Source organism: Microvirga brassicacearum (assembly GCF_008757455.1).
Taxonomy (GTDB): domain Bacteria; phylum Pseudomonadota; class Alphaproteobacteria; order Rhizobiales; family Beijerinckiaceae; genus Microvirga; species Microvirga brassicacearum.
The window spans coordinates 30,357-42,540 of record NZ_VCMV01000039.1; the positions used below are offsets into that span (position 1 = coordinate 30,357).

At 63.5% G+C, this 12,184-nt stretch carries 13 protein-coding genes; 7 read left to right on the forward strand and 6 right to left on the reverse strand.

From position 1 onward, the window contains the following. Positions 1–2: 2 nt before the first annotated feature. The 3 genes from FEZ63_RS19545 to FEZ63_RS19555 all read right to left on the reverse strand — a co-directional run bounded on the left by FEZ63_RS19545 (position 3) and on the right by FEZ63_RS19555 (position 3,016). Positions 3–950 (reverse strand): prephenate/arogenate dehydrogenase family protein, encoded by a 948-nt coding sequence (locus FEZ63_RS19545; RefSeq protein ID WP_150947620.1) that lies wholly within the window; start codon positions 948–950, stop codon positions 3–5. Continuing rightward, positions 950–2,044 carry a histidinol-phosphate transaminase gene (gene hisC / locus FEZ63_RS19550; protein ID WP_150947622.1) on the reverse strand — a complete coding sequence of 365 codons (1,095 nt, stop codon included), beginning with the start codon at positions 2,042–2,044 and terminating at the stop codon, positions 950–952. The genes FEZ63_RS19545 and hisC overlap by 1 nt, the downstream gene beginning before the upstream one ends. A gap of 126 nt (positions 2,045–2,170) precedes the next feature. Then, complete coding sequence (locus FEZ63_RS19555; protein WP_150947624.1) at positions 2,171–3,016, reverse strand: chorismate mutase; 846 nt, start codon at positions 3,014–3,016, stop codon at positions 2,171–2,173. A 166-nt stretch (positions 3,017–3,182) separates the two neighbouring features. On the opposite strand from FEZ63_RS19555, the gene metX reads away from it, so the two are divergent. Next, positions 3,183–4,352: a homoserine O-acetyltransferase MetX gene (gene metX, locus FEZ63_RS19560; RefSeq protein ID WP_150947626.1), complete on the forward strand. Its 1,170-nt coding sequence runs from the start codon at positions 3,183–3,185 to the stop codon at positions 4,350–4,352. Further along, the gene (gene metW, locus FEZ63_RS19565) at positions 4,349–4,978 is read left to right on the forward strand and encodes a methionine biosynthesis protein MetW (RefSeq protein WP_150947628.1); all 630 of its coding nucleotides are present in this window, start codon (positions 4,349–4,351) and stop codon (positions 4,976–4,978) included. Before metX ends, metW begins: the two co-directional genes overlap by 4 nt. A 14-nt stretch (positions 4,979–4,992) precedes the next feature. Here metW and FEZ63_RS19570 read toward each other — a convergent pair whose 3' ends face one another. Further along, positions 4,993–5,925 (reverse strand): site-specific tyrosine recombinase XerD, encoded by a 933-nt coding sequence (locus tag FEZ63_RS19570; protein ID WP_150947630.1) that lies wholly within the window; start codon positions 5,923–5,925, stop codon positions 4,993–4,995. Between the two features lie 13 nt (positions 5,926–5,938). After that, positions 5,939–6,094 carry a histidine kinase gene (locus FEZ63_RS19575; RefSeq protein ID WP_150947632.1) on the reverse strand — a complete coding sequence of 52 codons (156 nt, stop codon included), beginning with the start codon at positions 6,092–6,094 and terminating at the stop codon, positions 5,939–5,941. A 125-nt stretch (positions 6,095–6,219) separates the two neighbouring features. Between FEZ63_RS19575 and FEZ63_RS19580 the strand changes: the two genes are divergently transcribed. From FEZ63_RS19580 to FEZ63_RS19590, 3 genes are all read left to right on the forward strand, one after another. After that, positions 6,220–6,846: a shikimate kinase gene (locus FEZ63_RS19580; protein ID WP_150947634.1), complete on the forward strand. Its 627-nt coding sequence runs from the start codon at positions 6,220–6,222 to the stop codon at positions 6,844–6,846. Beyond that, positions 6,843–7,991, forward strand: coding sequence for a 3-dehydroquinate synthase (gene aroB, locus FEZ63_RS19585; RefSeq protein ID WP_244622896.1), 1,149 nt, complete (start codon positions 6,843–6,845; stop codon positions 7,989–7,991). Before FEZ63_RS19580 ends, aroB begins: the two co-directional genes overlap by 4 nt. An 81-nt stretch (positions 7,992–8,072) precedes the next feature. Continuing rightward, positions 8,073–8,993: a polysaccharide deacetylase family protein gene (locus FEZ63_RS19590; RefSeq protein ID WP_244622897.1), complete on the forward strand. Its 921-nt coding sequence runs from the start codon at positions 8,073–8,075 to the stop codon at positions 8,991–8,993. A 16-nt stretch (positions 8,994–9,009) separates the two neighbouring features. Here the strand turns inward: FEZ63_RS19590 and FEZ63_RS19595 are convergent, their stop codons facing one another. After that, positions 9,010–9,708 (reverse strand): TetR/AcrR family transcriptional regulator, encoded by a 699-nt coding sequence (locus FEZ63_RS19595; RefSeq protein ID WP_162419791.1) that lies wholly within the window; start codon positions 9,706–9,708, stop codon positions 9,010–9,012. 176 nt (positions 9,709–9,884) lie between these two features. Between FEZ63_RS19595 and FEZ63_RS19600 the strand changes: the two genes are divergently transcribed. After that, positions 9,885–10,979, forward strand: a complete 1,095-nt coding sequence (locus tag FEZ63_RS19600) for an ABC transporter ATP-binding protein (protein ID WP_150947638.1) — start codon at positions 9,885–9,887, stop codon at positions 10,977–10,979. 46 nt (positions 10,980–11,025) lie between these two features. Next, positions 11,026–12,132, forward strand: a complete 1,107-nt coding sequence (locus FEZ63_RS19605) for an ABC transporter substrate-binding protein (protein ID WP_150947640.1) — start codon at positions 11,026–11,028, stop codon at positions 12,130–12,132. Positions 12,133–12,184: the final 52 nt, after the last annotated feature.

Below are 12,184 nucleotides of genomic sequence, written 5' to 3' on the forward strand. Positions count from 1 at the left end.
TCCTATGGATCTTCGCGCCGGCGGCCGAAATCTGGCTCCGGCGTTTCCTGCCCTTGCGAAATGATGCCGCGACGGATTGCCCGGGTGCGCGTGAAGAGATCGTGCAGCTTGTCGCCTTCACCCCAGCGGATCGCCCGGGCCAGCAACGCGATATCCTCGTTGAGACGCGCCAGCATTTCGAGAACCGCCTCCTTGTTGTGAAGGAAGACGTCGCGCCACATGGTCGGATCGGAGGCCGCGATGCGCGTGAAGTCGCGAAAACCACCGGCCGAGAACTTGATCACTTCCGATTGCGTCACTGTCTCGAGATCGGCGGCGGTGCCGACGATGTTGTAGGCGATGAGATGCGGCACATGGCTGGTAATGGCGAGCACGAGGTCATGGTGCTGGGCGGTCATCACCTCGACGTCCGAGCCCAGCGCCGACCAGAAATCGCGCATGCGCTCGATTGCCGCCTCGTCCGTCCCCTCGGGGGGCGTGAGGATGCACCAGCGTTTGAGGAACAGCGTGGCAAAGCCCGCATCAGGCCCGGAATATTCGGTCCCAGCCACCGGATGCGCCGGCACGAACGATACGCCGTCCGGTAGATGCGGCTGAACCTGCGCGATCACCGAGGCCTTGACCGAGCCGACATCGGACACGATGGCGCCGGCTTTCAAGCTCGCCTTCATCGTCTTCGCCACCGTCTCGCAGGCGCCGACGGGCACGCACAGGATCACCAGATCGGCGCCGCGCACCCCGGCCGCAAGGTCCGACGTGACCTCGTCGGCAATCCGAAGTTCGCGCACGCGCGCCAAGGTTGCGTCGTCGCGATCGATGGCCACGATGGTGCGGGCGAGGTTGCGGTGCCGCACGGCACGCGCGATGGATGAGCCGATCAGCCCCAGCCCGATCAGCGCGATGCGATCGAAGAGCGGGGTTTCCAGCGGCGGACCAAGACGGTTTGGCATCACACGCCTTTCAGGAAGTCGCGCAACGCCGCCACGACGAGCCGGTTTGCTTCCTCGCTGCCGATCGTCAGGCGCAATGCACCGGAAAGCCCGTAAGCATCGACCCTGCGCAGAATGAGGCCGCGTTCCGTCAGGAAGGCGTCGGCGTCCTTGGCGGTTCTGCCGGCATCCTTGGGGAAATGGATGAGCAGGAAATTGCCGACGCTCGGCGTCACCTCGAGGCCGAGCGCCTCGATTTCGCGGGTAAGCCACGCGAGCCATTTCTCATTATGGACCACCGCGTTCGCCACATGAGCGTCGTCCTGGATCGCCGCGATCCCGGCTGCCATCGCGGGTCCATTGACGTTGAAGGGACCGCGCACGCGGTTGACCGCATCGACGATGTGGGAGGGACCGACCATCCAGCCGAGGCGGATATTGGCGAGGCCGTAGATTTTCGAGAAGGTGCGCGTCATCACCACGTTATCCGCGGTCGCGACGAGTTCGAGGCCCGCCTCGTAATCGTTGCGGCGGACATATTCGGCGTAGGCTGCGTCGAGAACGAGAACCACGTGCGACGGCAGGCCGGCATGCAGGCGCTTGACCTCGTCGAACGGCAGGTAGGTTCCGGTCGGGTTGTTGGGATTGGCCAGGAAGACGATTTTGGTCCTCGGCGTCACCTTCGCCAGCATGGCGTCCACGTCGGCCCTGTAATTGGTCTCGTTGGCCACCACCGGCACGCCGCCATTGGCGAGGATCGCGATGCGATAGACGAGGAATCCGTGTTCGGAGAAAATCCCCTCGTCGCCGGCGCCCACATAGGTGCTGGTGATCAACGACAAGAGCTCGTCCGAGCCCGATCCGCATAGGATGCGAGCCGGATCGAGGCCGTATTTGGCGGCGATCGCCTCGCGCAGGCGGGTTGCCGATCCATCGGGGTAAAGCTCCAGATGCTCGAACGACCGGATCGCCTCGATGGCCTTCGGGGAGGGCCCGAGCGGGGTTTCGTTCGACGACAGCTTGTGGATCTTGGCCACCCCCGACGCAGCGCTCTTGCCGGGCACATAGGCCTCGATCTGCATGATGCCGGGGCGGGGTTCGGGACGGGCAACCATCAGTGTTTCCTGCAAAGTTCTTGAGTGGCCAGAAAGGCTCTAGCGCATGATGCCGAAAAGTGTGTAGCGGTTTCGGACGACATCATGCTGCAACTTAGGGCATCGTGATCTAGCGCAGCTTGGCGCTCATTTCACCCGGAAACGTTCGGCATGGCCCCCAACCTCGACGAGTTCGTCGAGGCTGGCGCCCGCATCCATGAGGGCCGCCCGGAGCGCCTTGGCGTCCACCGCACCCGGAATGGCGATCAGTTCGGAGAGTCCACTGGCATCGGCGGCACTCGCCACCACTTCGCCGCCGAGGCGCCTCAGCGTTTCGCCGGCGCCCTTGTGCCAGCGTTCGAACTGCGCCGCGTACAGCACCACATCCCGCACCGCAGCGTCGGCGAGCGGTTTGGAAATCACGAAAACCGGGGTGCCGGCCGGATGGCCGGGCCGTTCGATGAAGGGCAGCCGCGCGATGATCTTGGGGCTGTCGGGCTCGGTGAGGATCCGCCACCACGCCCCGCTGGACGCCCCCTGATCGAGCCGGAAGATGCCGAGATCGCCGCGTGAGGCCGCGACCGCGTCGATCACGGCGGCGGCACTCGGGTGGCTCAGGAACGGCACCGTGAACCCGAAATGGAAGCGCGCTGAATCGCGCATCGGCCCGTCGCCGCCCGAGATGTCCGCGTGTACCGCATACGGCGCCTGCACATAGGTGAAGGTGGCGATGATGACGCGCCAGATGCCCTCGACGGTGTCGAGGGGCAGAAGGCCCTCATGGCGCTCGGCGAGCGCCCGCATCATCGACGCCTCGCGGCCGGGCCGGAAGGCCGAACCGGAAGCGCCGGTCTTCTTGACCGAAATCAGCCGATCGATGATCCGGCCGCGCTCCATGAGAAGGCGGTGCATCCCCTCGTCGAGGCGATCGATCTCCTGGCGCAGTTCCGCGAGAGCCGGAGCGGGCGGGGCGGCGGGTGTCTTGTCGGACATAGGCGACATTCCTCACGTGCGGCGTTCTTTTCGCAGCGTCGGAGAAGCCTGCCAAGCCCTGATTGCGGGCCGTCGTCTGCCGGTGCCGTGAGGCTTTATGTTCGTTGACCTCCCGCCCGGTCCGCACTACCGCTGTTCGAAAGACCGAACTCGTTCGTCGGATCAGATGTCTCAGAGCCCTTCGTTCCTTGAACCGCGCAGCCAGATCGACGATCCGTCGAGTCCTGTCGCACGTTTCGGTGCCGATGAGCCGCTCGTGATGGATGCCGGCATGGCGCTGGCACCATGGCAGATCGCCTACCAGACCTACGGCACCCTCAACACCGCCAAGTCCAACGCCGTCCTGATCTGCCATGCGCTCACGGGCGATCAGCACGTGGCGAATGTGAGCCCGGTGACGGGCAAACCGGGCTGGTGGACCACCATGGTGGGACCTGGCAAGCCGGTCGACACCGATCGTTTCTTCGTCATCTGCGCCAACGTGATCGGCGGCTGCTCCGGTAGCACCGGCCCGGCGACGATCAACCCGGCGACCGGCCACCCCTACAATCTCGACTTTCCGGTCCTGACCATCCGCGACATGGTGCGGGCGCAGGCCGCGCTGATCGACCGGCTGGGGATCGCGAGCCTGTTTTGCGTGCTCGGCGGGTCCATGGGCGGCATGCAGGTCCTGCAATGGGCCGCGAGCTATCCCGACCGGGTGTTTTCAGCCCTGCCCATCGCCGCGGCGGCTCGGCATTCGGCGCAGAACATCGCGTTTCACGAGGTCGGCCGGCAGGCCATCATGGCAGATCCCGATTGGCGCGGGGGCAATTATCTGAATGAGGGCACCCGCCCCTCCAAGGGCCTCGGCGTCGCCCGGATGGGCGCCCACATCACCTATCTGTCCGAACTGGCTCTGCACCGGAAATTCGGCCGGAACTTCCAGGATCGCAGCGCTCCGACGTTTTCGTTCGACGCCGACTTCCAGATCGAGAGCTACCTGCGATACCAGGGGCTGCAATTCGTCGAACGCTTCGACGCCAATTCGTATCTCTACGTGACGAAGGCGATGGATTATTTCGATCTGGCGGCCGAGCACGATGGCATTCTCGCCCGTGTCTTCAAGGGTTCGGCGACGCGGTTCTGCGTGATTTCATTCACGTCGGACTGGCTTTTCCCGACATCGGATTCGCGCGCCATCGTGCACGCGCTCAATGCGGCGGCGGCCTCCGTAGGCTTCGTCGAGATCGAGAGCGACAAGGGCCATGACGCCTTTCTGCTCGACGAGCCGGAAATGTTTTCCGCTGCGCGGGGCTTCATCGACGCGGCGGCGCGCGCGAGGGGTCTTTCATGAACCTGCCGGACAGCGAGATATCCCCGGCGCGCCTCGATTTCCTGCTGCTTGCCGACATGGTGGCGCCGGGCTCGCGCGTGCTCGATGTCGGGTGCGGCGATGGTAGTCTCCTGGCGCTTCTGCGAGATCGAAAAAACGTTGACGGGCGCGGCATCGAGATTTCCCGCGAAGGCGTGAATGCGTGCCTCGCCAAGGGATTGCCGGTCATCCAGGGCGATGCCGACACCGACCTCGCCGACTACCCGAACGATGCCTTCGATTACGTCATCCTGTCCCAGACCATCCAGGCGACCCGCCAGCCGAAGGTGGTGCTCGAGCACCTCCTTCGCATCGGCCGCCGCGCGATCGTGTCGTTTCCGAATTTCGGCCATTGGCGCGTTCGCCTCGACCTGCTGGTCAAGGGCCGCATGCCGGTGACCGACAACATGCCGTATTCGTGGCACGACACGCCCAACATCCATTTCTGCACCATCCGCGACTTCCTCGAACTCTGCGCGGAAGTCGGCGCCCGGATGGAACGGGCCGCGGCCCTTGATGCCGGCGGCAAACCCGTCCGCATGGCGTTGCCATGGTGGGCCTGGAACATGCTCGGCGAACAGGGCGTGTTTCTTTTGAAACGGCGCTGAAATCGCGCCCCCGGCTATTTGTTTCCGTCTGCCATCGGATGGAGGTCCCGCACCATGCTTTTCAAGCGCTCGTCGAGCACGTGGGTGTAGATCTGCGTCGTCGAAATGTCGGAATGGCCGAGTAATTCCTGCACGACGCGCAAATCCGCACCATTCTGGAGCAGATGGCTTGCGAAGGCATGGCGCAGAACGTGCGGGCTCACCGCATCGGCTCGCAGGCCGGCCGCTGACGCAACGGCCTTGAGGTCGCGCGCAAAGGCCTGCCGCGTGAGGTGGCCGCTTTCACTGTCGGCGGGAAACAGCCACGGACCCGTTGCCTTTCCCTGTTCCTCCAGAAGCGCCAGGTAGTCGCGCGCCCGGTCACGGGACGCCTCTGTCAGAGGAACGAGACGTTCCTTGGCGCCCTTGCCGCGCACCACGAGAAACCGTTCGCGAGTCCTCGCGGCACTGCGGGGAAGCGCGATCAACTCGGAAACCCGAAGGCCTGTCGCGTAGAGAAGTTCGAGCAGGCAGACCATCCGCGCTGCACGCAGGCGCTCAGGCGCCGAGGCTTTCGGCAGCACTGCGGCTTCCTGAGCCACCTGGAGAAGCCGATCAACCTGATCGACCGACAGAACTTTCGGCAGCACCCGGCCCCGTTTGGGGGCAGAGATCGCGGCCGTCGGATCGACCGGCGCATAGCCTTCCACATAGAGAAACTTGTGGAACTGACGAACCGCCGACAATCGCCGCGCCGCCGAGGACGCCTTCAGGCCCCTCTCCTCCAAGCTTCCCATGAAGCCTCGCAGCATCGCCGCGTCGGCCTTGTCGGGCGAGGCACCGAGTTCCGTTAGGTAATCGAGATAATCCTCGAGATCGCGGCGGTAGGCGTCGAGGGTATTTCGCGAGGCCCCGCGTTCGGAGGCGAGCATGTCCATGAACAAATCGGCGTGCCGGGCGCCTGTCATGACATGCGTCTCCTCATCGGCTCGAAGGCGACGGCAGGCGGTGGCCGGGAATAGGGGTTGAAATCTCGCGCGGGTCCGGATCGACCATCGTGGCCAGCGAAAAGACCGCCGCGAAGCCGAGAGCGGCCAGAACGGCAACAACCAACAGGAACCGGAATAAAGTCGGCACGGGCGCCTCGTGAAGCTTTGTTCGCTACAACCATGCATGCGCCGCCAAGGCAAGTCCTAAGCCGGGTGCCGATGTCGAACACAAGCCTCTGTGACAGAAACGCGCCTCCATGTTAGGACAGTCCCATGAACGATATCAGCCGCTTCAATCCGCTCGATGAAGCTGGCGAGCAGGATAACGACAGCCGTGGCGGCGACCCGATCAGGACCCGCCTTGGCACCCGATCCCTTGTGCTCGTCGGCCTCATGGGTGCGGGAAAGAGTACCGTGGGCCGCAGGCTGGCGCAGAAGCTCGGCTTGCTGTTTCGCGACGCCGATCACGAGATCGAGACCGCGGCCGGCATGTCGATCGCCGACATATTCGCCATTCACGGCGAAGCCCATTTTCGCGACGGCGAGCGCCGCGTGATCGCTCGCCTGCTGCAGGAGGGACCCATGGTCCTGGCAACCGGCGGCGGCGCCTTCATGAACCACGAGACCCGGCTGCAGATTGCCCAGCACGGCATCTCCGTGTGGCTTCGGGCCGATCTCGATGTGCTCATGCGCCGGGTGCGCAAACGCGCCACCCGACCCCTGCTGCAGACGCCCGATCCTGAAGGCACGATGCGGCAGCTCATCGCGACGCGTCACCCGGTTTATGCCACGGCGGATCTGACGGTCGATTCCCACGAGGCCCCCCACGATCGTGTCGTGATCGATATCATCGATGCCCTCGCTCGCTGGCTTGAACAACCACGGAGTTCGAACGCGTGACCATTGCAGCGGCTCGGGCGCCGGACGCGCCTGTCATCACGGTTCACGTGCCCCTCGGCGATCGTGCCTACGACATTTTCGTGGGACGCGGCCTCCTCGGCGAGGCTGGCGCGCGCATTGCAGCGCTTGGCGCCCGCGCAGCCGCCATCGTCACCGACAGCAATGTGGGGGCGCTCTATGGAGGCGCATTGGCCGACGCCTTGCAGCAGCGGGGATTGCGCGCATCCATCATCACGGTCGCGCCCGGCGAGGCGACGAAATCCTATGCGTCGCTTGAGACGGTTTGCGATGCCGTGCTCGAAGCGCGCATCGAACGCGGTGATCTGGTGATCGCGCTGGGTGGCGGCGTGGTCGGCGACCTGGCGGGGTTCGCCGCCGCGGTAGCGCGACGAGGCGTCCGGTTTGTCCAGGTCCCGACGAGCCTGCTATCCCAGGTCGACTCATCCGTCGGCGGCAAGACCGGCATCAATTCCCGTCACGGCAAGAATCTCGTGGGCGCCTTCCATCAACCGAGCCTCGTCCTGGCCGACACCGCGCTGCTCGACACGTTGCCTATCCGCGAGATGCGGGCCGGCTACGCCGAGGTGGTCAAATACGGCCTCATCGACGATGCGGGTTTCTTCGATTGGTGCGAGGCCAACTGGCAAGGCGTGTTCGCAGGCGGCCCCGAGCGCAACGAAGCTGTGGCTCAAAGCTGCCGCGCAAAGGCTGCGGTCGTGGTGCGGGACGAGCGCGAGGAAGGGGATCGGGCCCTCCTCAATCTCGGCCACACCTTCGGCCACGCACTCGAGCGAATCACGCGATATGATTCGGCCCGGCTCGTGCATGGCGAGGGTGTCGCCATCGGCATGTGCCTCGCCTTCCGTTTCTCGGCCTTTCTCGGGCTCTGCTCGGCCGACGACGCAACGCGCGTCGAACGTCACCTCGTTACCGTTGGTTTGCCGACCCGTTTGCAGGATGTACCCGGCGGATTTGGCACGGTGGATGAACTGCTCGACGGGATGGCGCAGGACAAGAAGGTGAAAGCCGGCGCGCTCACCTTCATCCTCGCTCGCGGAATCGGACAGAGCTTCGTTGCGCACGGCATCGAGATCGCGAAAGTACGCGCCTTCCTAAACCACGAGATCGCCGCGACGCGGACATGACCGAGCGTCCTGCACGCCGCCGCGATCGAGAGCTCGTGTGTGCTGGACTGAACTCTGAACGAAGACACACAGGGCAAATTCATGATGTTTCGGTCTCTCATCGCCAATCCACCACCCTGGCCGAACGGCGCACGATGTGCGGTTTGCTTCTCGTTCGACATGGATGTCGAGTCCCTGTTGCACATTCACCATCGCGACGCCGCCGCATCCCGGCTCGCCACCTCGTCGGCTCTCCGGTACGGGCCTTTCGTCGCGATCCCGCGTCTCATCGAGATCTGGAAGCATTTCAATCTTCGCCAGACGATTTTCATTCCGGGTTGGTCGATCGAGACCTATCCCCATGCGGTTGAGGCTCTCGTCGCGGCAGGTCATGAGATCGGGCATCACGGCTGGTTGCACGAGCGTCCCAATACGCTCTCGCGCGACGCCGAGGAACGCGTTCTCGACCGGGCGCTGCAATCCTTCGACAAAATCGTCGGCGAGCGACCCGTCGGATACCGCGCGCCCGCCTATGCCCTGTCGGAGCACACGGTGGATCTCTTGATCGAGCGGGGCTTCGCTTACGATGCGTCCCTCATGGGCGATGACGTGCCCTACATCCTTCGCTCCAAGCGGGGAACATTGCTGGAACTCCCCTCGGATGTCGCGCTCGACGACTGGATCCAGTACGTGAACATGCCGGAATTCGGCTGCCAGATGCCGATCCAGTCTCCGCAACGGGCGATGGAAGTTTTCCAGGCGGAATTCGACGGAGCCTGGACTCATGGCGGCCTCTGGATTTCCGTGTGGCATCCGTTCGTTTCCGGACGCTTGGCGCGCGCGGACGCTATCGTGCGCTTGATCGAGCATATGGTGGCCAAGGGCGACGTTTGGTTTGCTCCCATGCGCGAGATCGCGGCTCATATCGAGGGCCTGATTGCGACCGGAAGTTGGACACCGCGCACCGACGACATCCCGTTCTGGACGGATCGTGTCGACCACCTGGTGACCAGCGGGCGGTAGCTCTTCTACGCGCGCCTCAACGCTTTCGCTTGGAGGCTACCCCGCGCGGGAGAGATATCACCGCGGCGCGGGTGCCGTTCCTCCGCGCGGGTTTTTGCGACTGCGAGAGGAGCCCGGAGAAAATCAGCGAGACATGCTTCTCGATTGCCGACTTCAACTCCTCGACGGTCATTGCGTTGCTGGAAATGAATTGCCCGAAGTGATGCGTGCCGATCGCCGTGAACAGATCCGCCAACTCCTTGATCTCCACCTTCGCGTCAATCGCGCCGCGATCCTGGAAGCCCGCCAGCATCTGGACATAGTGCCTGAGGATCAATCGGTTGAAGACGATCCCGGCCCGATGCAACCGGCTTGCCGGCTGGGAATAAGGAGCAGCGAAGATCACGCGCCAGCATTCCCGGCCGAGGGTATTCAGGGCCTGATCGGCCAAGAGCTTCTCGAAAGCCTGGACGGCGGCGAGCGGATCGTCCGGCGGGTTTCGGATCAGTGCGCGCCGCGCCGGGAGCGATTGCCGGGCATGCCTGACCGCCAGCGCCGTCAGGATGTTCGCCTTCGTCAAAAAGTAATTGTAGATCGTCCCCGGTGACACGCGCGCGGCCCGCGCAATGTCCTCGATATGCGTCGCCTCATAGCCTTGCGTGGCAAAGAGTTCCGAGGCCGCATTGAGGACCTGCTCGATGCGGAGCTGTTTGTTCAATCCCCTCAGGCCCGCCACGGCGATCTCCAGACGTCCGACATGTTCCCTCCGATTCTAGTGATGTTGCTTTTTATAGTCGACTTCTAATTTGCACTTGACTTCAGATATACGCCGGTATCTCCTTCGCTCGTCCCATCGGGCTTCCCAAGAGTTCGCCGGACTGGAGCAAATAAAGCAGAGGGGCTGGCTCTACAATGAGGACAGCGGATCCGAGCCGCAATCTAAGCATCGAAAATGCAACGAAGGTTTTTGGATCCTTCAAGGCGGTCGATGACTTGTCGCTCACGGTTCAGCGTGGCGAATTCTTGACATTGCTTGGTCCTTCGGGTTCCGGCAAGACAACTCTTCTGATGATGATTGCCGGTTTTGTGCAACCGGACAGAGGAAACATCTTCCTCGATTCCCGCCCCATCGCGCATCTGCCCCCGGAGGCCCGCAATTTCGGGATGGTTTTTCAAGGCTATGCGCTCTTTCCTCATCTGACCGTCTTCGAGAACGTCGCCTTCCCGTTGAAGGTGCGCAAGAAACCGCGCGCCGAGATCGAAGAGAAGGTCAAGGCGGCGCTCGATCTGGTGCAACTGACCACTCAGATGGACCGCCTCCCGCGGCAGCTTTCCGGAGGCCAGCAGCAACGCGTGGCGCTGGCGCGCGCCATGGTTTTCACCCCTCACCTGCTGCTCCTCGACGAGCCGTTGAGCGCGCTCGACAAGAAGCTTCGCGCCGAGTTGCAGGAAGAATTGAAGCGCCTCCATCGTAAGGTCGGTCTCACGTTCATTTACGTGACTCACGACCAAGATGAGGCCCTCTCCATGTCGGACAGGATCGCGGTCATGCGCGACGGCAGGCTTATTCAGCATGGCTCCCCGACGGAGGTCTACGAACAGCCAAGGACGACATTCGTTGCCGACTTCCTCGGGAAGAGCAATTTCCTGCGCGGCCGGGTCGAGTCGCACGTGGCCGACGGCTTCATCTTTGCCAACGGCCAGGAGCGCTTCACGCAGAGCGCCCGCGGCCCGGTGCCCCCTGTCGGCAGCGATATCGCCATCGCGCTGCGACCCGAGAAAATCTCGATTTCAGGATCGGGCGATAATCCCGCCAACACCCTCACCGGCAAGGTGACAGAGTGGAACTACTTCGGTTCAGAGTTTCGGCTCGTTGTCGAAACGCAAAATTTCGGACCGATCGCCGTCGCAGTTCCGACCTGGAATGCAGGATCTTCGCCTGCAATCGGCCAGACGCTGTCCCTCGGGTGGGACTCGCGTGCAGGAATGCAGGTTGCCGAAAGCTAGGTCCCGGCCATCTGCAAAATGCCATCAACAATAAAGGGGAACCATCATGGAAAAACAGAGCTTTGCCGAAGATTGTCTTGAGGTCGCATCCGAACTCGGGCGCGACGGCCTTTCTCGTCGCGACATGCTGCGCGCCGCGCTGGCGCTCGGCATCGCGCCCGCAGCTCTCGCGGCCGGCAGCCGGGCCGCTCAGGCGCAGGCCCGCAAGGAAGTGGTCGTCGTAAACTTCGGCGGTGACGCGATAAAGGCTTTCGACGAAGCCTTCGTCAAACCGTTCGCCGCGCAAGGCGGCCGCATGGTGCTCGACGGCAGCGGTGCGCTCAACGGCAAGATCCTCACGATGGTCCAGTCCGGGCATGTCACCTGGGATATCTGCGATGCGGGCATCACCACCCTCGCCGAGCTCGGGCCGCATAAGGCTCTGGAGAAGATCGACTACAGCATCGTCGACAAATCCAAGGTCCTGCCGGAATTCGCCTACGACGAGGGCGTCGTGAACTACATGTTCAGCACGATTCTCGCCTGGGACAAGAGCAAGATCAAGGAGCAGCCGACGGTGGCCGACTTCTTCGACACGAAGAAGTATCCGGGGCGGCGCATGATGCGCAAAGACTCGCAAGGGATGCTGGAATTCGCGCTGCTCGCCGACGGCGTTCCGCTCGACAAGCTCTACCCGCTCGATGTCAAGCGCGCCTTCGCGAAGATCGCCACGATCCGGAAGGACTTGCTGTTCTGGAGCAGCGGCTCCGAAAGCCAAAGCTTGATGCGCGACGGCGAATGCGTGATGGGCTTGCTCTGGCACACCCGCGGCAACATCCTGCGCCGCGAGACTCAAGGGCGCGTCGACTATACCTTCAAGGATGGCCTGTTGCAGCCAGGCCTCTGGGTCGTGCCGAAAGGCAACCCCGCCGGCAAGGAAGCGTTCGTGGCGATTGCGTCGATGCAGCAGCCTGAGGGTCAGATCAAGCTTCTGGCAGCGATGGGCAACGGCCCGGCCAATCCGGCCGCACAAAGCATGGTCCCGCAAGACCAGCGCGCCATGAACCCTGCCGATCCCTCGAACGCCGCGATGCAGGCAAAGATCAACGCCGAGTGGTACAAGAACAACCACTCGAAGACCTTCCAGGCCTATCTCGACCTGATCTCGTCTTGAAGTCCGGCGGCGCATTCCGCCGCAAGCGACGTGCCGGCCGCCCGCGTGTCGG